Origin of the sequence: Pseudomonas sp. CFBP13509, from assembly GCF_005233485.1 — a bacterium.
In the GTDB taxonomy this organism is placed as follows: domain Bacteria; phylum Pseudomonadota; class Gammaproteobacteria; order Pseudomonadales; family Pseudomonadaceae; genus Aquipseudomonas; species Aquipseudomonas marginalis.
Genome location: NZ_QGAA01000015.1, coordinates 1 through 19,813, shown reverse-complemented (window position 1 = coordinate 19,813; position 19,813 = coordinate 1). Strand labels below are relative to the sequence as shown.

At 59.5% G+C, this 19,813-nt stretch carries 20 protein-coding genes and 2 pseudogenes; 13 read left to right on the top strand and 9 right to left on the bottom strand.

From position 1 onward, the window contains the following. Window positions 1–562 precede the first annotated feature (562 nt). Complete coding sequence (locus PspCFBP13509_RS22715; protein ID WP_003192641.1) at window positions 563–1,171, top strand: RBBP9/YdeN family alpha/beta hydrolase; 609 nt, start codon at window positions 563–565, stop codon at window positions 1,169–1,171. A gap of 802 nt (window positions 1,172–1,973) precedes the next feature. On the opposite strand, the gene PspCFBP13509_RS31385 is transcribed toward PspCFBP13509_RS22715, so the two are convergent. Together PspCFBP13509_RS31385 and PspCFBP13509_RS22700 are read right to left on the bottom strand one after the other, a co-directional pair. Then, window positions 1,974–2,258, bottom strand: coding sequence for a hypothetical protein (locus PspCFBP13509_RS31385; protein WP_032900782.1), 285 nt, complete (start codon window positions 2,256–2,258; stop codon window positions 1,974–1,976). A 159-nt stretch (window positions 2,259–2,417) separates the two neighbouring features. Further along, complete coding sequence (locus tag PspCFBP13509_RS22700; RefSeq protein WP_003192646.1) at window positions 2,418–2,774, bottom strand: hypothetical protein; 357 nt, start codon at window positions 2,772–2,774, stop codon at window positions 2,418–2,420. Between the two features lie 344 nt (window positions 2,775–3,118). Between PspCFBP13509_RS22700 and PspCFBP13509_RS22695 the strand changes: the two genes are divergently transcribed. Further along, on the top strand, window positions 3,119–3,835 hold the full coding sequence (locus tag PspCFBP13509_RS22695; protein ID WP_137212731.1) for a class I SAM-dependent methyltransferase: 717 nt from the start codon (window positions 3,119–3,121) through the stop codon (window positions 3,833–3,835). 156 nt (window positions 3,836–3,991) lie between these two features. On the opposite strand, the gene PspCFBP13509_RS22690 is transcribed toward PspCFBP13509_RS22695, so the two are convergent. Then, window positions 3,992–4,339: a DUF6124 family protein gene (locus PspCFBP13509_RS22690; protein ID WP_137212730.1), complete on the bottom strand. Its 348-nt coding sequence runs from the start codon at window positions 4,337–4,339 to the stop codon at window positions 3,992–3,994. 445 nt (window positions 4,340–4,784) lie between these two features. Continuing rightward, complete coding sequence (locus PspCFBP13509_RS22685; RefSeq protein WP_137212729.1) at window positions 4,785–5,720, bottom strand: alpha/beta fold hydrolase; 936 nt, start codon at window positions 5,718–5,720, stop codon at window positions 4,785–4,787. Window positions 5,721–5,816: 96 nt separating this feature from the next. On the opposite strand from PspCFBP13509_RS22685, the gene PspCFBP13509_RS22680 reads away from it, so the two are divergent. From PspCFBP13509_RS22680 to PspCFBP13509_RS22665, 4 genes are all read left to right on the top strand, one after another. Continuing rightward, window positions 5,817–6,398, top strand: a complete 582-nt coding sequence (locus PspCFBP13509_RS22680; protein ID WP_065925042.1) for a CGNR zinc finger domain-containing protein — start codon at window positions 5,817–5,819, stop codon at window positions 6,396–6,398. A gap of 94 nt (window positions 6,399–6,492) precedes the next feature. Continuing rightward, window positions 6,493–6,999, top strand: coding sequence for a peptide-methionine (S)-S-oxide reductase MsrA (msrA, locus tag PspCFBP13509_RS22675; RefSeq protein WP_137212728.1), 507 nt, complete (start codon window positions 6,493–6,495; stop codon window positions 6,997–6,999). A gap of 138 nt (window positions 7,000–7,137) precedes the next feature. Then, window positions 7,138–7,617 carry a hypothetical protein gene (locus tag PspCFBP13509_RS22670; protein ID WP_065925044.1) on the top strand — a complete coding sequence of 160 codons (480 nt, stop codon included), beginning with the start codon at window positions 7,138–7,140 and terminating at the stop codon, window positions 7,615–7,617. A gap of 12 nt (window positions 7,618–7,629) precedes the next feature. Further along, entirely contained in the window at window positions 7,630–7,872 is a 243-nt protein-coding gene (locus PspCFBP13509_RS22665; RefSeq protein ID WP_065925045.1) for a hypothetical protein, read from the top strand. A 14-nt stretch (window positions 7,873–7,886) separates the two neighbouring features. Here the strand turns inward: PspCFBP13509_RS22665 and PspCFBP13509_RS31805 are convergent, their stop codons facing one another. Next, window positions 7,887–8,333, bottom strand: a complete 447-nt coding sequence (locus PspCFBP13509_RS31805) for a hypothetical protein (RefSeq protein WP_065925046.1) — start codon at window positions 8,331–8,333, stop codon at window positions 7,887–7,889. An 88-nt stretch (window positions 8,334–8,421) separates the two neighbouring features. Then, window positions 8,422–9,072 carry a hypothetical protein gene (locus PspCFBP13509_RS22655; protein WP_074847346.1) on the bottom strand — a complete coding sequence of 217 codons (651 nt, stop codon included), beginning with the start codon at window positions 9,070–9,072 and terminating at the stop codon, window positions 8,422–8,424. 216 nt (window positions 9,073–9,288) lie between these two features. Between PspCFBP13509_RS22655 and PspCFBP13509_RS22650 the strand changes: the two genes are divergently transcribed. Together PspCFBP13509_RS22650 and PspCFBP13509_RS22645 are read left to right on the top strand one after the other, a co-directional pair. Beyond that, complete coding sequence (locus PspCFBP13509_RS22650) at window positions 9,289–9,591, top strand: type II toxin-antitoxin system RelE/ParE family toxin (RefSeq protein ID WP_065947637.1); 303 nt, start codon at window positions 9,289–9,291, stop codon at window positions 9,589–9,591. 1 nt (window position 9,592) lies between these two features. Further along, entirely contained in the window at window positions 9,593–9,982 is a 390-nt protein-coding gene (locus tag PspCFBP13509_RS22645) for an addiction module antidote protein (RefSeq protein WP_065925048.1), read from the top strand. Between the two features lie 185 nt (window positions 9,983–10,167). On the opposite strand, the gene gudD is transcribed toward PspCFBP13509_RS22645, so the two are convergent. Further along, entirely contained in the window at window positions 10,168–11,493 is a 1,326-nt protein-coding gene (gene gudD / locus PspCFBP13509_RS22640; protein WP_108573810.1) for a glucarate dehydratase, read from the bottom strand. A 19-nt stretch (window positions 11,494–11,512) separates the two neighbouring features. Continuing rightward, a pseudogene (locus PspCFBP13509_RS22635) lies at window positions 11,513–12,874 on the bottom strand (MFS transporter). A 275-nt stretch (window positions 12,875–13,149) separates the two neighbouring features. Here PspCFBP13509_RS22635 and PspCFBP13509_RS32030 point away from each other — a divergent pair. From PspCFBP13509_RS32030 to PspCFBP13509_RS22620, 4 genes and pseudogenes are all read left to right on the top strand, one after another. After that, window positions 13,150–13,239, top strand: a pseudogene (locus PspCFBP13509_RS32030) (outer membrane lipoprotein carrier protein LolA); the annotation flags it as partial. Between the two features lie 61 nt (window positions 13,240–13,300). Beyond that, a complete protein-coding gene (locus PspCFBP13509_RS22630) occupies window positions 13,301–14,011 on the top strand; it encodes a FadR/GntR family transcriptional regulator (protein ID WP_137212726.1) in 711 nt (236 codons plus the stop codon). Window positions 14,012–14,024: 13 nt separating this feature from the next. After that, a complete protein-coding gene (locus PspCFBP13509_RS22625) occupies window positions 14,025–14,720 on the top strand; it encodes a tRNA (adenine(22)-N(1))-methyltransferase (protein ID WP_065925052.1) in 696 nt (231 codons plus the stop codon). A 311-nt stretch (window positions 14,721–15,031) separates the two neighbouring features. After that, the gene (locus PspCFBP13509_RS22620; RefSeq protein WP_065925053.1) at window positions 15,032–17,089 is read left to right on the top strand and encodes a methyl-accepting chemotaxis protein; all 2,058 of its coding nucleotides are present in this window, start codon (window positions 15,032–15,034) and stop codon (window positions 17,087–17,089) included. Between the two features lie 59 nt (window positions 17,090–17,148). On the opposite strand, the gene PspCFBP13509_RS22615 is transcribed toward PspCFBP13509_RS22620, so the two are convergent. Further along, complete coding sequence (locus PspCFBP13509_RS22615) at window positions 17,149–18,270, bottom strand: lactonase family protein (RefSeq protein WP_137212725.1); 1,122 nt, start codon at window positions 18,268–18,270, stop codon at window positions 17,149–17,151. A gap of 126 nt (window positions 18,271–18,396) precedes the next feature. Here PspCFBP13509_RS22615 and PspCFBP13509_RS22610 point away from each other — a divergent pair, with 126 nt between their 5' ends. Beyond that, window positions 18,397–19,305 (top strand): hypothetical protein, encoded by a 909-nt coding sequence (locus PspCFBP13509_RS22610; protein ID WP_065946535.1) that lies wholly within the window; start codon window positions 18,397–18,399, stop codon window positions 19,303–19,305. Window positions 19,306–19,813 lie beyond the last annotated feature (508 nt).

The window sequence follows — 19,813 nt, the reverse complement described above, 5'->3', positions numbered from 1 at the left end:
GTGATTGTGAGCCACCCACGCCCTCGACGGTTTGGTTTGTTAGGATCTTTACAGGTAGGTCGACTGACTTAAGTGGACGGTTACGCTGACATTTTCGCATGATCGGAAAAGCGTACGACAACGGTATACCAAGGAAGCTGCTTATGCGCAGACGTCACCTAGGAGCCATCCGCCACATCCAAATCAGTGATCCATTGCCATTGCCGCCTGTGCCGCAAAAAACACGACTGCATCGCTTCTTGCGGCAGGGCGAGTTTGCCGAAATCAGGCCTTGTGTCACTCATGCGAAATTGGCCCTCACTTGACCACTCGTTTGCATCGCATTTGACCAGCCATTTTCAACGGAGTGACCAGCACGAGTCGTGGTCATTGACGGCCACGAATTGCCATCAGCCCTAGATTACAACCGCATTGCCGATGGCCGCGATTGGACGCATACCACGACACGCGTTGCAGGGAATCATCCAGATCGCTCAATTTATCAGCTGTGACATCCTCGCCGGCCGAAAGCAGAAAGTGTAGTATCAGCGACCGATCAATCCGCTGATCTCTGATACCCAATATGCATGCAGCCAACAGAACATCGAACCGCTATGACGGTAAACACGTTGTAATTGTGCATGGTTATACTGCCTCGCCCAATGTGAACTGGTTTCCTTGGTTGGCGGAGGTGCTACGGGAGCAAGGCGCGCAAGTTAGCATTCCAGCTATGCCTGATTCGTTCAATCCTGATCCAATAAAATGGGCATTGGCGTTGCAGCAATCACTGCCAGCAGCTGACACAAACACGATCCTCATAGGGCATAGTCTTGGATGCATCGCTGCTCTACGGCACTTGTTGTCCTTACCCGCACACACCCTAACTGGCGGAGTCTTGCTGGTCTCCGGCTTCGATAGAACGGTGTCTACGTTGCCAGAGCTACACGCCTTCACAGATGCACCGCTGGACCACGCGGAAGTTTGCCGTCGTACACAGAAAATCATCTCGCTGTTTTCCGACAACGATTCAATTGTTGAGCCGGCAGCATCTATCGAACTGTCCCGCAACCTCAAAGCCGAGCAAGAAGTCGTTAGTGGTGGGGGACATTTTCTCGACCGCGAGGGATTTGTACAGTTTCCAGAAATATGTACGGTTATTGCGAGGCTTCTTGGGCACGAGACACAGATTTAGCCGCTGGCGTATCCACGGGACACGCACTCGTTACTGCTATGTCTCGGCGAAGTTCACGCTCCAAGCCGGACGCTATTACCAATTCATGCTGACATCCGGTTCGGGCGGGACATGTACGTTGTATCCGTCGCTGATCGAACGCGACAAAGATGGGACCGGATGGCATCTGACTCCCAATTCTGAGGTGACGTACGAAGGCGAGGGGCCTACTGCCAAAATGCATTACAACAATAGTCGTTTTGAAGATCCCGATTACCACCCACCTGCGGATCTTTATCCTGGCATCGATGTTAACTGAAGGGCGTGTGATTCACGCCTAGCCGATGGCTGCCACTTACGGATCAATGTCAGGGGATATTTTATGGGTGCCAGGACGTACTGGCTCAGCGAGAGCGAACAAGCGTCGGAGAATCTCTTTGCATGGTCGGCTTTTGTCGCGCAAACCATCGCGCAAATTCTGCACTGAACCATCCACGAAAGGTTCGAACGAATCCAAGCCCAAGCCGTTCTGGTCTCGGCGTGTAAAAGACGCAATGGCAGTTTCGGATCGGACGCTGCCTAGGGCATTAGGCAACCTTGACAGCTTTAAGTGCAACGTCGAGCTGCGATCTGGCATTCGACTCATAGCGGCAGGCGAGCAGTCAAATTACCGAACTCTACAATGTCCGAAACGGATTCCTTCTGAGGCCTTGAGGGCTGCAACGTCTTGCGAGCGATCATCGGAAGGGGCTCCTCTTGATCAGTTGCGGTTCTCACTCGTCTTTTAACGCCGAGTCAGGAACAGGCCCGGTAGCTGCTCTAGCTACCATGTAATCCGATCAATTTCCTCTTGGTTCATCGCACGCCAATCAGTCTGGTGGATACCGTAATCAGCTTGAGCGTACTCAAGTGCCTCCTCCAGCGAAAGCATCAGATGGTCCCCTTCAATCTGCTGGCTGGTGTAATCAATGAAGCGAATCTCCATATAAACCGGTGGTTCGTCCTCACCCTCAACCTCGAGACCAAACAGCACGATAGCCGTAACACTGGGGCGATACTCACAAATGCACCGCACCTTGGCAAAGAGGTACAAGGGGGGCTTTTTCATATAGGGACTCCTTCACTGCTCAAGTGGTGCATGGGGTACAAGCGACAGCACAGGGTCGGTTGCAGCCTATCTCTACCGGCAGCTGACGACCCACAGGTGTCAGCAACCAGAGTCAGAGCGGAGGCCGGGGCTCGCGTCGTATAGCCATCGCGTTCCTGGCTACCACACCAAGATGGGAAATATATCGTGCCGCGTACTCACGACATAAGACTCCAATCCATTTTTCTCAGGATGGATTTGCAAGATCATTTGCGTACTGAAGGTGATGGTGAAAACCCCAAAACTATCAATTGAAAAAGCTTCTACATCGTGGTTTAGAAAGTCGAAAAGTAAAGGGCTTGTGGCAGCATCTTCACCATGCCCCCACTTGCATACCCTATTGATATCACAAGCGAATGGGCACTGAATTAACACGCTAGCCATATCGCCAAAAAGCAGGATCTGCGAACCGATCCCGACAGTTACACCTGTTAGCGCGGAAGGAATCATTTCGGCCAAATCTGAATCATTTATCATCGTGCCGTGCTCTTTTCATACAGGTGGTTGTTGAAGAAGCATAGGCCTGAATCGGCTCTCATTTAGTAGGCAGATCATATAACCATTTGTTAGCGCGGCCACCCAGGCTGACCGTCCGACGTTAGCGGAAGCGGCTTGGGTGACGTCAGCTTTTGGCCGTTTTCTGCCTGTCGCAAGAGGCAAAAAACGACCCAAAGTTGACTGTCGATAAGAGGCTGAATCAGCTCAAGCAAACAGCAATTTTTGAGCTATACATTCCTTGCAGGAATGCGTCACATAAAATTAATGAATTTTTATTATTGCTGTGTCTGACGTAGCTTGATTTCAGGACATGGAGAACCGCATTGAAATCATCCCCTTTCGACTCAGCTGAAAAATTTGATACCTCACGAGCTAATGAGTACGGACGACAGAGCCGTATTGCCCTAGCTGGATATGACGCCTGCCAAGACTTGGCTGCGTGCATGCTGGCGGCAAGCCTGGGCAATGCAAGTTCGGCAAAAATACTGGTCGTTGGCGCTGGCGGTACGGCGCAGGAGATTATTGCGATGGCCAAGCTTGAACCGAGTTGGCGCTTCACGGCCGTTGACCCATCCGAACCGATGCTGGAGGCAGCGAAGCAGCAGTTAGAGGCAAACAACTTGCTTGAAAGAACGGCCATGCATCTTGGGCAAGTTGAAGACCTGGCAGCAGACGAGTCATACGACGCAGCGACCTTGATCGGTGTACTCCATCATCTCGATGGAGATGACGCCAAGCGACAAATTTTACGATCCATTCGGGCTCATCTAAAACCGGGTGCGCCGCTGATTGTCGCGGGGAATCAATACGCTTACGCCAGCCAGCCGTTACTGCTTGCGGCCTGGGGGCAGCGGTGGCGGCAGCATGGGGCCAGCGCGGATGAAGTGAAGGTCAAGCTTGGGAAAATCCTTCAAGGCGCTGATCCTCCACATTCCGAGGCGGCGGTTCAGAAACTATTGCATGACGCCGGATTTGGAGACGCTACCCGTTTCTTCAGCAGCCTTTTCTGGGGGGCGTGGTTGACTTGCAAAGTGGTCTGAACATGGCCGCGAATGATTGCTTCTGGCCGGAAGCAGTCGATCACGAACTCGGGTGAAGACGGGTTAGGATATGGGTCTATTTATTCCGAAAGAAAATCGCCGAGTCTTTGCAAAGTGAGTCACAACGACTCAGCGATCTATCGAGTTGGTGGAAGGTTAGGTGCCCGCTCCAGCAGCCCCCTCCCGCTCCATCAACTTATCCACCAACAAAACCCCCAACTCACTCAGTTGGTGAATCGCCAACGCCACATCCCGCTGCTTCCCCGTCAGCTCATCCGACAGGTCCAGCAACAACGCAGTCACCGAAGAAAAAGTCTCATAGCTATTGGCAATCAGCACTTCACTGCTGACATCGTCCGCAACGCTGAACAGCGTATTCGAAGGTGGAGGAGGCGGCCCTGGCGGTTCGGCGCTCGCGTTGAGGTAGTGATCAATCGCACGATGCGCCGCCTGATTCAGTTTCAGGTCGGGGCCGTTCGGAGGATTAGGCGTTATTTTGGACATGGTGTAATTCCTGAATGAGGCTGACACCCTTTCGCTACTACACAAGAAGGGTGGCAGCTGTACGCAGGTTAGTAGACCGGGGAATTACACAAAGCCGGCGCACCCGAAGGCGCCCTACGCACAGCCACCATCAGGTACAGACAGGAACGTCTGATAGATGAAGCTCATGCACTAAGTGTAATTGACCCTCGGGCTACTAAACCCGATCACTGAGTTGTCAGCGACCGGGCCACCTTAGAGACGCCCACTCAAGCGCACAAGCCGGCGGATTCTGACGCAACTGTAGGCAACGGAGCAAGGTGCTGCAGCTTGCTGTAGGACATGTCCAAAAGGTAGGCGCGAGCTGATGCGTGAAGAATCCTGGAGCGCCGCGTGAAACCGGAGTCGCGGCGTTATCGTTGACGTTTTTCGCGAGCGAGCTCGCTCCTACATAGGGTTGCGTTGATCACTGGAGGTTCTTGTCCAGGAACGCCCGTATAACCGGAATGATCTCCTTCCCATGGGTTTCCAGCGCAAAGTGCCCGGTGTCATAAAAACGAATATCCGCCTTGGGAATATCGCGCTTCCACGCCTCGGCGCCGGCCGGCAGGAAGAATGGGTCGTTCTTTCCCCATACCGCGAGCAGCGGTGGCTGGTACTGGCGGAAGTACGACTGGAAGGCCGGGTACATCGCTACGTTGGAGGCGTAGTCCAGCACCAGGTCGAGCTGGATGTCGGCATTGCCTGGACGGGATATTTGCAGCCCTTCCAGCGTGTAGCCATCGGGTGACACCGAGCTTTTGTCGGCCACGCCTTCCAGGTACTGCCACTTGATCGAGGCGGGGGTGGGGAAGTCGCGCAGGGCTTCACGGTTTTGTTGGGTCGGGGCGTGCCAGTAGCGTTGGATAGGGGCCCAGCCGGCGCCCAGGCCTTCTTCGTAGGCGTTGCCGTTTTGGGAAATGATCGCGGTCACTCGCTCCGGATGGGCGACGGCCATGCGCCAGCCTACGGGGGCGCCGTAGTCGTGGACCATCAGTGCGTATTTATCGAGTTTGAGCTGTTCGGTGAACTGGCCGATGGTCTTCGCCAGTTGGCTGAAGGTGTAGGCGTATTCGCCGCGCGGCGGGGCTTCGGTGAAGCCAAATGCCGGCAGGTCCGGCGCGATGACGTGGTAGCGGTCGGCAAGCTCGGGCATGAGTTCGCGGAACATAAAGGATGAGGCGGCGAAGCCGTGCAGCAGCAACACGGTCGGCGCGCTGGGGTCGCCCGCCTCGCGGTAGAACACCTTTACGTCGCCGACCTGCTCGTAGCGGTAATGCACTGTGTTGTCTGCATGGGCCGCGCCGCTGATCAGCAAGGCGGCGGTGAGTCCGGCAGCGGCCGTGGCGTTGGACGTGGTCATGATGTGGCTTCCTGTGTAACCGTTAAAGTTGGTGTTTGAAGGTTATGCCTGGGTTTGGTAACCTGTCAAACATATTTTATTGGTTACTGGCCGCCCATGAATCCGAACAGCACTGCCGCAGGCGCACTTTTTCTAGCCGACAACCTGGCCCTTGATTTCATCAACTCCGAGTACGGGGTGGGGGATCAGCGCCATGACTGCTTCACCGATGATCACAGCGTGATGAGCTGGCTGACCCAGGCGGGCCTGTTGCCCGAGCAGCTTGACCCGAAGGCGCCGAGTGGGCTGCTGGCCCTCGCTCGTACGCTTCGTGCGAGTTCAAGGGCGGTGGTGAATGCGGCAATGACAGGCGTTCCCGTCGATCTCGCGGTGATCAATCAGGTGCTTGAAGCGGGTCGCCCGGTGAGCAGGCTGGAATGGGCGCAGGAGAACAAGGCATTTCGGCTTGCCACGCGTCCTCGGGACAGCAGCCCGGCCAGCCTGCTTGGGCCGGTGGCCGAGTCGCTGGTGGGCTTGGTCACGAACGATAAGTTTGAATTCGTCCGCCAGTGCGAGGCCCACGACTGCGTGCTGCTGTTCCATGACCTGAGCAAATCACACCGCCGCCGCTGGTGCAGCATGGCGACGTGCGGCAACCGGATGAAGGTGGCGGCGTTTCGTTCCAGGAATAAACCTTGAGTCGATAGGGGGGCAGTTTTTCTTTGATTGAACTTGGTATTGCCCAGCATTGCCCCATAACTATCCCTGTCTCTATTAACCGCAAGGACAGACCATGACCAACCCAACCGAAACCGCCATCCTCGCCGGCGGCTGCTTCTGGGGCATGCAGGACCTGTTGCGACGCTACCCCGGCGTGCTGCACACGCGCGTCGGCTATACCGGTGGCGATGTGCCGAATGCCACCTACCGCAACCATGGCAACCATGCTGAAGCGATTGAGATCGTGTTTGACCCGGCGGTGATTTCCTACCGGCAGATCCTTGAGTTCTTTTTCCAGATCCATGACCCGAGCACGCCGAATCGGCAGGGCAATGATCTGGGACCAAGCTATCGTTCGGCGATTTACTACCTGAGCGAGCAGCAACGGGAGATTGCCGAAGCTACCGCGGCTGACGTGGATGCCTCCAACCTGTGGCCGGGGCCTGTGGCCACGGAAATTGAGCCCGCCAGGGAGTTTTGGCAGGCGGAGCCGGAGCATCAGGATTATCTGGAGCGGATACCCAACGGCTATACCTGCCACTTCATCCGGCCGAACTGGAAGTTGCCCACGCGGGCGTGAGCGTGAGTAGCGGCGGGGGCAAAGGTCGCGACAGGGGAGGTCGGCCTGCCCTCCGTTTCCTCATTTCGTTTCTTTTGCCTTGAATCCACTGCCCGCCTTCTAGAGAATCCCCGCCTTTGGCTCGAAAGGATGCGTGCGATGAAGTTCGAAGGGACGTTCCAATACATGGGCAATCACGGGATCGTGTTCAACGTTTCGCAGATCACCCTTACCGATAGTGAACGCGGACGCCTGCGCGAGCTGCATTTTGGCGAGGCGAAAAGTGCCCACTACGAGGTCAACAGCAAGGTCGTCGAGGTGTACGACAAGATGTTGGCCAAGAGCCTGCCGTGCGTGATGATGATCGGCATCTCCAAGCCACTGACGCGGCAACAGGGCGACGCCCTCAATGCCCAGCGCACCAGGATCGCTAACCTGGCCGCCAGTGCCTTCGCTGGCGCCACTTCTGCTGTGGCTTCCCCTTACGTGGGTGTTCCTGTTGGCGCGGGTGTGCGCATGTATGCCAATGAAATCCTGCCCACCTATCATGCCGGCGACGTACTGGTCAGCATCGAAGCGCAGGTCAACGGCGGCATCGGCCCGCAACGCAGCGCCTCGACACTGATCATCAAGACCTGACGGGAGAAGCACATGTCTGACATTACCCAGTTGGTCCTGGCCCTGGTGCTGTTTTTTCTGCTCGATCGGTTTGTCAAACCGTACCTGCTTCGCACGTGGCTGGGAGGGCTGCTGGTGGCGGCGGGGGTGGTCGGCTGCGTGGCGGCGAGCCAGGTCCGTCCATGGGGGGCTGACCTGGGGTTGCTGTCGATCTTTGCGGTAGCGCTGGGGGTGGGGTTGTTCCTGAAGCGGCGGCGGTTCGAGCGAGTCGGTTGAAGGGGGCCAGCTCATTAGCCATTACAGCTCTGCTTGTTGATTTCGAACCGTCCAACCTCTTTTACGTTTTTGCTGCCGAATATGTAAATGAAGGTGCCACCCAATGAAATGATGGACTGGTCCCTTGGCATTTGCGCGGCGCAGACAGCCTTGGTGATGCTTGATTTCATCACGCCCAAGTCAACGTCCTCGGGATGGGTATCGTAATCGACCAACGTGTAATAGAACTTGAGGGCGTGACTGTTGGCCGCTTCCGCGCGAACGAAGGTTAGATGCTCGTCGATCTTTCGATTCCCGGGCGTCGTTCGTGCGGTCACGATGATGAGGTCGCTGAGGAAGGTGGTTTTACTGGGCTGGGGTGTTTCCTGGAAGGCCTGTATGACTAAAACCCCGACCAGGCTCAAAAACAGTAGCCCCCATGCCGAATACACAAACGCCTTTTTGGTTTTTGCTGTTGCCATGTCCTGGTTTCCTTGCGTTTGAGGCCCGCAGTGGCGGCGCGACGGCCTCACAGAGTCAGTGGTGCGGGGCATGAACCTGCGAAATTGATCAGACGTGCGCCGTTGGTGGCGTGAGGTCGGTTTCTTGCGCTTCGGGCGCGTCAGCAAGTTGCGTGGCCGACAGCGCTTTCAGCTTGAAATAGGGGCCTGTGAAGCGTGTGCCTCCATCCAGTGTGGTGAGCGTGATCCGCTCTGAATCGCACCGATGGAATGGGGTGAACATACGTTTCTTGGGGCAGTAAACGCCTTCCTGCGTCTCGGAATACTTCAAGGCAAGCATCGCGTTTTGCAGCGCCGCAGGGCTGACAGGGCTGGCCATGCACCACTCGGAAAGGGCGGCATCGTGGTACATCCTGTAGGTCGCCCCTATGCATGCACCCAGGGTGCCTCCATAGAGGACGTTGCTCTTGAATGTGTCGGTTAGGCCGACGCTTTGTGCAACGAACAGCATAAGGGCCGTCGTTACCAAACAGAGGAGGGTGCTTTCCAGCAGTGCCAATGCCTTGTAAGGGTCTACGGCCAGCTGGTCTTTGAGCTTAAGTCGTGTGACGGCCGTGTCGGCGTGTTGTGACGCGTGGGTGTCAAGCGGTTTCAAGCGGTACCCCTCCTGGGTTGAGTTTTCCTGATCGAGAACGGCTCGCATTTTACGCAAAGTGAAGCGGCTGTGCAGGACGTTTTCTTTGGGCTTCATCTCTATCATTTGCCGCCTCAGTTTGCCGCCGATGGCGGAGTGTCAGCCACCGTGATAGCGGGCGAATGCGCAGGTGCTGAGGTGTGGTGAAGGTTAGACACAGGCGCTAATAGTATCGATCGGCTGCTCATGCGAGCGCTGGACTAGGATTTTTCTTCCGGAGTATTCCGGACTCAAAATTCACTGGCATCGACAAGGAGTAGCCAGTAGGCTACAAAAAATTCTGTGACCAATCTGATCGGCAGGACGCCGGAGTTCGATACATGGCTCGACGGCATGAGCGATATTTATGGAAAAACCGCTGTTCTCACACGGTTAGACCGAGCCGAGGAAAACAATTTCGGCGATTGTGCGCCCGTAGGCGATGGGGTGAGTGAAATGCGTGTGTTTGTCGGGCCCGGCTACAGAATTTACTTTGTGCGTACGGGCATCACTGCTTACCTGATGCTCTGGGGCAGTGATAAAACCGACCAGAACAGAGGAATCAAACGGGCAAAAGAGATCCTTGATGCCCTGAGAGGTAGATGAAATGAGCGAATCGAAATTCAAACCAGAGGACATGCCGATCCTCGATCTTGATACCTCCGGTACCAGCGTCTATGAAGCGTCGCGCTTCCTCGATAGCCCGGAAACCATCAGCGCTTATCTGGCGCAGAGCATGAAATCTCAAGACCCGCAGGTGCTCATGAAAGCGCTTGCCGAGGTCGCCAAGGCCCAGGGCGTGAACAAGGTAGCGGAGTCTGCGGGGGTTAATCGCGAGAGCCTGTATAAGACGCTGAAAGGCGGTTCTAAAACGCGCTATGAGACGATTCAGAAGTTGATGCTGGCGTTAGGCGTGGAACTGACTGTGCAGCCGATTGCGGCGGTGGCAGTCAAGAAAACTGCAAGAGCAAAGCGGGCTTTGGCCGGTAAACCCTGACGCGCGGTTAGCGAGCGGCCACAACCCTTGTAAAACACCGAGGACCCATGTGGGAGGGGGCTTGCCCCGATGGCGGAGTGTCAGTCGATACATGGCTGGCTGACACACCGCAATCGGGAGCAAGCCCCCTCCCACATTGGATTGATGGTGTTCTGGAGACCGAGCCGCCCCCAGAACCCAGCGCTTCAGCGCACCAGGCAAGGCTGCTTGTTGTTATAACGCCACCCCGGAATCAGGAACTGCATCGCCACGCTGTCATCCCGTGCGCCGAGGCCCATGCCTTTGTACAGTTCGTGGGCCTTGGCCACGGCGTCCATGTCGATGTCCACGCCCAGGCCGGGCTTGGCCGGCACTTTCACATAGCCGCCTTCGATTTTCAGCGGTTCGCGGGTCAGGCGTTGGCCGTCCTGCCAGATCCAGTGGGTGTCGATGGCGGTGATGTCGCCCGGGGCGGCGGCGGCCACTTGGGTGAACATGGCCAGGGAAATATCGAAGTGGTTGTTGGAGTGCGAGCCCCAGGTCAGCCCCCACTCATGGCACATCTGCGCCACGCGCACCGAGCCTTGCAGGGTCCAGAAGTGCGGGTCGGCCAGGGGGATGTCCACCGATTGCAGCTGGATCGCGTGGCCCATTTCGCGCCAGTCGGTGGCGATCATGTTGGTGGCGGTTTTCAGGCCCGTGGCGCGGCGGAATTCGGCCATGACTTCGCGCCCCGAGTAACCGTTTTCGGCGCCGCATGGGTCTTCGGCGTAGGCGAGCACGTGGTGCTGGTCGCGGCACAGGCGGATGGCTTCTTTCAATGACCAGGCCCCGTTCGGGTCGAGGGTGATGCGCGCATCGGGGAAGCGTTCAGCCAGGGCGGTGACGGCTTCGATCTCTGCGTCGCCGCTCAATACGCCGCCCTTGAGCTTGAAGTCGTTGAAGCCGTATTTGGCCTTGGCGGCTTCGGCCAGGCGCACCACGGCCTCGCTGGTCAGGGCGGTTTCATGGCGCAGCCGGAACCACGCGTCGTCGCTGTCGGCTTCGTTGCGGTAAGCCAGGTCGGTGGCGCTGCGGTCGCCGACATAGAACAGGTAGCCGAGCATTTTCACTGCATCACGCTGCTGGCCTTCGCCGAGCAGGGCGGCCACCGGCACTTCGAGGAACTGGCCCAGCAGGTCGAGCAGGGCGGCTTCCATGGCGGTGACGGCATGGATGGTGATGCGCAGGTCAAAGGTTTGCAGGCCACGGCCCGCCGAATCCCGTGAGGCAAAGGTGCTGCGCATCTGGTTGAGGACGCGCTGGTACTGGCCGATGGGTTGGCCGATCACCAGGCTGCGCGCGTCTTCCAGGGTTTCGCGGATGCGTTCGCCGCCGGGCACTTCACCCACGCCGGTGTTGCCGCTGCTGTCCTTGAGAATCACGATATTGCGTGTGAAGTAAGGGCCGTGGGCGCCGCTGAGGTTGAGCAGCATGCTGTCGTGACCGGCCACCGGGATGACCTGGAAGTGGGTGATGACGGGAGTATTCATGGCTAATTCCTAAAGAGGCTCAGAGAGATTTGCTGATGGCAGCGCCGGTGGGCACGGCGCCCGGCGAGGCCAATACGGCAGCGGGCGAGGTCTTGGCGAAGAACACCAGGATAGCGGCGAGCACCGAGGTGCCGGCCAAGCCGTAGAGGCCGCCCTGGATCGAGCCGGTGGTCTGCTCCAGAAAGCCGAAGGTGGTCGGTGCAACGAAGCCACCCAGGTTGCCGATGGAGTTGATCAAGGCAATCACGGCTGCGGCGATGCGCACGTCCAGGTAGCCCTGTGGGATGGGCCAGAACAGCGAAGACGCCGACTTGAACCCAATGGCCGCAAAGCAGATCGCCACGAACGCGAAGATCGGCCCGCCGGTGGTGGACATGAACATGCCTGCTGCGGCAATCAACAGCGCAGCCGCAACTCAGGCCTGCTGGAACTTGAATTTGCCCGACAGCGTCGCGAAGGCGTACATGGCGATGATCGAGATCAGCCATGGGATCGAGTTGAAGAAACCCACCTGCACATCGCTCAGGTCACCCATCTTCTTGATGATGCTGGGCAGCCAGAACGTCGCCGCGTAGATCGTCAGTTGAATGCAGAAGTACAGGGCGCAGAACAGCAGGATCTGACGGTCCCTGAGCAGCTTGCCGAGGGTCGGCTTGACGCTGGTCAGGGCTTCACGCTCGCGCTGTTCCTGGTCGATGGCGTTGACCAGCGCATCCTGTTCTTCGCGGGTCATCCATTTGGCGTCGTGGGGCTTGGAATCGAGCCAGAACCACACAAAGAAACCGATCACTACCGAGGCCAGGCCTTCGATGGCGAACATCCACTGCCAGCCGTGGAAGCCGAACCCTTCGATCTGCAGCAGCGCGCCTGACAGCGGGCCGGAGATCAATGAGGCCACCGCCGAGCCGCTGAGGAAAATCGCAATGGCCTTGCCGCGCTCAACCCCCGGCAGCCAGCGCGTGAAGTAGTAGATCACCCCGGGGAAGAACCCGGCTTCGGCCACGCCCAGCAGGAAGCGCAGGATGTAGAAGTGGGTTTCGTTCTGGATGAACGCCATCAGCGTGGCGACGATGCCCCAGGTGAACATGATGCGGGTCAGCCAGATGCGCGCGCCAACCTTTTGCAGCAGCATGTTGGAGGGCACTTCAAAGAGCGCGTAGCCGATGAAAAACAGCCCGGCACCGAAGCCATAGGCCGCGGCGCCGATGCCCAGGTCATGTTCCATGTGCGTGCGCACAAAGCCGATATTGACCCGGTCGATGTAGTTGAGGATGAACATGATCACGAACAGTGGGAGCACATGGCCCTTCACTTTGCTCACGGCGCGCGCGAGGACCGGATCACTTTCTGGTGCGGCAGATGCATGGCTTGAATTGTTCACAATTCAAAACTCCCCCTGATTGTTTTTATGCGGGTTTGCGTGTTTTGTTGATAGACATCATACAAGTGAGCTTCTTAGGTTCGCAATGCGGTGATGATGTTTTTGTGTTTGTAAGGGCCAGGTTTTAGTGATGATCTGGTTATTTTGCGGGTCTGTGTGGGTTTTTAAGAAGGTTGAGGAGGCTTCTGGAAAGGGTGGAGCTGGCGGCCATAAATATTAGTTGTCATACAAGTTTGGCGCTTTTTTCACTCGCGCCCTAACCTGTAGGAGCGAGCTTGCTCGCGAAAAACGTCAACGATAATGCGGGCATCCTGGATAAACGCGGCGCCCTCAGGTTTTTCGCGAGCAAGCTCGCTCCTACAGTGGGGTTACGCCGTGGGGCGGGATGTTAAGCTCGCTCCTGCCCAACCCCGTGGATTCGTAACTATGCCCATTGAAAGCGGACCTCCCATCCGTAGACGCTCCAACAACCTGGCCCAAGGCGTGCTCGACGCCCTGACCCAGCGCATCCTGCTTGGGCAGTTGAAGCCCGGTGAAAAACTGCCTTCCGAATCCACCATCGTGCTCGAGCATGGGGTGAGCCGGACCGTGGTGCGCGAGGCCCTGTCCAAGCTGCAAGCCTCGGGGCTGGTGGAGACGCGCCATGGCATCGGCACCTTTGTGCTGGCGCAACGGGCCCAGCAAGGCTTGCGCCTGCATGTGGACACCGTCGCCAGCGTGCGCAACATGCTCGAGCTGCGCCTGGGCCTGGAAGTGCAGGCGGTGGCGCTGGCCGCCGTGCGCAGGTCCGACACGCAGCTGGCCCACATGCGCGCCGCTCTCGACGACTATCAGGCCTCGCTGGCCAACAACGACAGCTGCGTGGAAGAGGACAAGCGTTTTCACCAGTTGATCGCCGAAGCCACCGGCAACACGTTCTTCACCGAGATCATGCAGCACCTGGGCAATGCGATGATTCCGCGTACCCAGGTGAAGGGTGACGAGCGCGGCGGGGCGGACTTTGCCAAGCTCGGGCAACTGGCGAACCTGGAGCATGAGGCGATCTTCAACGCGATCAAGCGCCAGGACCCGGATGCCGCAAGGGCGGCGATGGTGTTGCATCTGACCAACAGCCGGGATCGATTTTCCGGCGAATAAAAAGGAACACAGGTTGAACGAACACACCTTGTCCATGCGCCTGGAGCGCGTGGCCGCGCAGGTGCCGAGGGGCGCGCGGCTGGCCGATATCGGCTCGGACCACGCCTACCTGCCGGTGGCCTTGATGCGCCGTGGCGTGATTGAGGCGGCGGTGGCGGGCGAGGTGGCGAGCACGCCGTTCCACGCGGCGCAGCGCACCGTGCGCGACAATGGCCTGGAGCAGCACGTCACGGTGCGCCTGGCCGATGGGTTGGCGGCGATAGAGCCAGCGGACGCGATCACCGCGATCAGCGTGTGCGGCATGGGCGGCGAGACGATCCGCGACATCCTCGACAGCGGCAAGGCCCACCTCAGCGGCCGCGAACGTCTGATCCTGCAACCCAACGGCGGCGAACAGCCGTTGCGCTATTGGTTGATGAGCAATGGCTACCGCATCCTCAGTGAGGAGTTGCTGCACGAAAACCGCTTCTACTATGAAATCATCATGGCCGAGCGCGCCGAGCCCGTGGTGTACAGCGCTGAGGAGCTGTACTTCGGCCCCTTGCACCTGCAGGCCCGCAGCCCGGCGTTCCTCGCCAAGTGGCAGCGTGCGTTGCGCCTGAAAAAACGCACCCTGGCGGGCTTTGAGCAGGCTCGGCAGCGGGTGCCGCAGGCGAAGGCGCAAGCCATCGCCCAGCAGGTCCAGTGGATTACCCGACTGCTGGCGTAAATAGGCCGCCGGACTCCCTTCAAGTTCTCCCCATGGGCGGCCGATAGGCTGTGGTGATTGAGGGCGTTTCAGCGCGCGCCTCGGGCAGTCGTCTCTGCGGGTGACAATGCCTGTGTCGCGACTGAGTGCTTTTGCCCCATTTTCGCGCACGCCTCGGGCCGCTTTGGCGCGTCGCGTGCCCTGTTTCAGGGCTGTGCAGCAGCGGCCCGTATCTTGCTAGTGCCAACCTAATCAATGACATGGCATTTTGCCGTTAGTCATTTCAAGGCTTCGCCTGCCGTCTAACGCGTGGGTTGTTTTTGGGAGTGGACATGCACAGCCTTTTATCACCCGGTATCCGCCTGCTCGGACGTTTCGGCTTCGCGCGTAAGTTCCAGATCCTGTTCTTCCTGTTCATGCTGCCCCTGGCGGGCAGCCTGTGGATGATCGGCCAGGACTATCGCGACAAATTAAGCGTGATTTCCGCTGAGCAGTCCGGCCTTCGTCAACTGTTGGCCCTGGACGCGCTGGATGGCCAATTGACCGCCCAACGTAACCTGGCTGCGCGCTGGAAGGCGGCGGACATCCTGCATGCCCCGACGCCAGCGGCGAAGGCGGCGATGGATAAGGTGGATGCCAATTTCCCACTGATCCTGCAAAGCCTGCAGGCCCTCGGTGATGCCCTGAAAACCCAGAACGCCGGCGCTGACGTCCTGGCCCGCTTCGAGGCTTTGCAGGCCACGGTCAAGGGCATGGACTCGGCGTCCCTGCGCACCGTGGGTTGGTGGCCGGATGGCTACGACCGCTTCACCTCCGCGCTGACGGCGATGCAGGCCCTGCGCGAACAGATCACCCTCGACGCCGGCCTGATCCTCGATCCCTGGTTGGAAACCTACATGCTCATGCAGATGGGCACCCAGCAAACGCCCGACCTGATCGAGCGTATCGGGCGGATGGCCAGTGTGGGGCAGTCCTCGATTTCCTCGGGGCAGTTCACCTTGCAGAGCCGTTTGCAGATGCGCGACTTGCGCAGCCGCATCGGCGATGCGCGGGATCAACTGGTCAAGGCTGCGGCTTCGCTCAAGGCCAAGCAATACGCCGGGATGGAACCGTGGACAGCGCAATACGACACCAGCCTGCAGTTGTTGGATAACGAACTCAAAGTGCTCGACGACGGCGTGTTCGGCGGCAGCATCAAGCTGGATACAGCCGGTTTCGAGCGCAGTATCGACGCCATGCTCACCTCGCTTGGCGCGTTGCGTGTTCAGTCGCTGACGTCGATGGATGCGCGCCTGGACTACTACCACGAGCACGCGAACACGCAATTCATACCGATGGCGGCAACGTTCAGCCTGTTGGCGTTGGCGGCGCTGTACCTGTTCATGTGCCTGCAAGCGTCCATCCGTCGCAGCGCCAGCGGCATCACTACGCTGGCCGAGTCTCTGCGCGACGGCAACCTGTGCGTGGCCGTGACGGTAGAAGGGCGCGACGAACTCGCGGCGATCAGCACCGCGTTGAACGTCGCGGTGGTGCAATTGCGCACCAGCCTGCTCGGCGTCAATCACGAAACCCAGCAGCTTGGCTCGGCGGTGCTTACCCTGAATTCGCAATCGGGCAGCACCCTCAGCGAAGTCGAAGACCAGCAGCACCAGATCAGCCAGATCGCCGCCGCCGCCACGCAGTTGGCCGCCACGTCCATGGGCGTCGCGCGCAGCTGCGAACAGGCCTCCGGCAGTGCCCAGCAAACCCGGCGCATCGCCGAAGACAGCAGCCGCGACAGCCAGCGCACCACCGCCAGCATCCAGCAGCTCAACCAGCGCCTGACCGACACCTCGGACGCCTTGCAGCAGGTCAGCCAGCAAGGCCAGCAGATTCAATCGGTGGTCGACACCATTCGCGGCATTGCCGAGCAGACCAACCTGCTGGCCCTTAATGCCGCCATTGAAGCCGCACGCGCAGGCGAGCAAGGCCGGGGCTTTGCGGTGGTCGCCGATGAAGTGCGCAGCCTGTCGCAACGCACCCAGGCCTCGACGGCGCAGATCGCCGGCACCGTCGACAGTCTGCGCGCCACCGTGAGCCAGGCGGTGACGCTGATGGGCGCCGCGTGCGAGCAGGCCTTGACCGATGCCGAGTCCGTCACCGGCCTGGGCACGCGCCTGGGCGAGATTGCCGGCGCGGTGCAGAACGTCACCGACACCCTGGCGCAAATCGCCACGGCAGTGGAGGAGCAGGCAGCGACGGCGGATGAAGTGAGCGGCAATATCCAGCAAGTCGACCAGGCCGCCGGGCGCCTGCTGGACGGCGCCCGCGCGGTAAACCGTGCGGCAGACACCTTGAGCAAGGGCAGCCAGGCGTTGAGTGATAACACCGCACGGTTTCGCCTGAGCTGAGGCCTGTACACCCTCAAGATCCAACCCTGTGGGGGCAAGCCCCCTCCCACAGGTTCAGGTCAGTTGGCCGAGGTATGCAGCACCTCAATCCACAGCGCCCCCTTGCCCGACGCCGCTTCCCCCACCCGCTTCAACGCACCGCTGGCGCTGACTGCATAGGTGCCGACCTTGTCGCTTTTTTCACCGGTCACCAGCAGCCAATGCCCGTTGGGGGAGAATGCGATATTGCGCGGCTGCTTCTCCTCGACCGGGTAGTTGTCGACAAAGCGCAGGCCGCCGGTGGCGGTATCCACCGCAAACGCCGACACCGAACTGCTGGTGCGCTCGCTCATCAGCAACAGCTTGCCGTCCGGCGACAGGCGCAGGTCGGCCGCCCAGATGCGCGGCGTCGGGTCGTCTTTCAGGTCATTGTTGCGCGCGTCACGCACTTCACCATGGGCCAGTTTCAAACGCTCGGGAATGCCATTGGCCACGCCAATCTGGGTCAGCGCGCCGGTGCCGTCATCGATGGCAAACGCGGTGACGGTGCCGCTCATTTCACCGACCACATACAGGTACTTGCCGTCGGCCGAAAACGCCAGGTGCCGAGGCCCGGTGTTGGCTGGCACGCTCACGTAGCCGCTGCCGATCGGGGTGAGTGCGCCGGTGGCGGCGTCGAAGCGGTATTGCAGCACATGGTCCGTGCCCAGGTTGCCGGCGTAGGCAAAGCGATTGCTTGGGTCGGTGCGCAGCGAGTGGGCATGCAGGCCGGTCTTGTAGGTGTGGATAGGTTCAGGCTTGTCGATGGGCTGGACGCTGAGGGTGTCGGCACCGTAGGACGCCGCGAGCAAATAGCGCCCGGCGCGGTCAGTGGCCAGGTACGCCATGCTTTCGGCCAGTGGCGCCTTGGACTGCGGCGTCAGGCGGCCGGTAGTCGGGTCGATGCTGAAGCCCTGGACCTGAAACGGCTTGACCCGTAACGCCGCGAACAAGGTCTTGCCGTCGGGGCTGAGGGCCATGGGGTTGACCTGATCGCCGGCCGTCACTTGCTCGACCAGGCTCAGGGCGCCGTTACTTTCGTCGAGGCGGTACTGGGAAATCAGCCCGTCACCGGGGCTGGAGATATACGCAAACGTGGCGGCGTGGGCGTGGGCACTGAGGCCGCAGACAACGGCGGCGGCCAGGAGCAAAGGTTTGTTCACGGGTGATCCTTTATTGTTATGGGTGTGATCAGTCATCGTATGACTGTAGGCGGGTCTCGGCAATGATTGTTTTATCGGTGGTCGGGGCGCTGTATCTCTGCCCGCGCCAAGTGCATGATGCGCGGCATGAATAACGACCCCGTAGCACTTTACTGGCGCTTCAAGGCCCCCGATCCCGGCATCGGCCCGCGCGAACAGGCGCCGATGCTCGCCGAGGAGCAGGCCTGGGCACGGGAGCATGCAGCCGGGCATCACTTCAGTTGGATCGAAGTGCTGCTGCCGCCGCTGTGCTTTGGTGTGTTCCTGCCCAGCCTGGTGTTCATGCTGGGCGTGTGGCTGTACGGGGCCGCGTTCGCGCCTGGCCTGGACGTGGACCGAGTTATCGGCAACACCTTTGCCTGGCAGGTGTTGGCGGCGGTGGTCTTTACGGCGGCCTGGGGGCTGCGCAACTACCTGCGTGATACCCGTGACCCCATCAAGCGCTACTGGCAGGCCATGCCGGACCAGGGGGTGGTCGAGCTGGAGCGCCACACGCTGGTGTCGGGCACCAGCCTGTGGGCCTCGGACTACGATCCCGACTGCAACGCCCTGATGCAATGGAAAAACGGCCAGCTCGAACGCACCCAGAGCAGCGGGGTGTCGCAGTGGATCGTCGCCAAGACCACGGCGGGCCACTGGCTGGTATTCAAGGACGAATACCCCGGCGACTTCACCTACAACCGCGTCGGGAGCATGCCGGCCCCGGACAAACAACTGCAACCCTGCCAGGACCTGGCCTTTACCTTTGCCCCCGGCACCAACCTGATGCTGGGCCGACGTTTCGACGGCGAACCGCTGCCCTTGCTGGACACCGGGTATTGGCTGGCGGCCGATGAGCTCAAGCGCCTTACTGCAATCGCCCATCACTGGGCGTTTTTCCCGCCGGACCGCTATGGCGTGGTCAATGCCCGGAACGCGCCGTGGGTGCAGCAACTGTTGGACAAGGCGCAAGCCGATGGCGAGGTGGCCGGGGGAACGGGTTTTACGCACGCTTAGTAGTGAGCGGACTTCTTGTGGTGAGCGGGCTTCTGTGGGAGCGGGCTTGCCCCGCGCCGGGCCGCGAAGCGGCCCTCATCAAGAACACCGCGTTTTTCCAGGTGAACCCGGATGATAGATTTTGGGGCCGCTTCGCAGCCCAGCGCGGGGCAAGCCCGCTCACCACAAAAAAGCCAGGTCACTCCAGGCTGGATACATTCAGTCACCCGATGACGGGTTTTCTGCAATGGGATGATCTTTTGTGATGGGGCGCCCCCATCAAGAACACCGCGTTTTTCCAGGTGAATCCTGATAACAGCTTTTGGGGCCGCTTCGCAGCCCGGCGCGGGGCAAGCCCGCCCACCACAAAAAAGCCAGGTCACTCCAGGCTGGATACATTCAGTCACCCCGATGACGGGTTTTCTGCAATGGGATGATCTTTTGTGATGGGGCGCCCGCGTAGTGGTGAACGGACTTTTTGTGGTGAGCGGGCTTGCCCCGCGCCGGGCCGCGAAGCGGCCCCATCAAG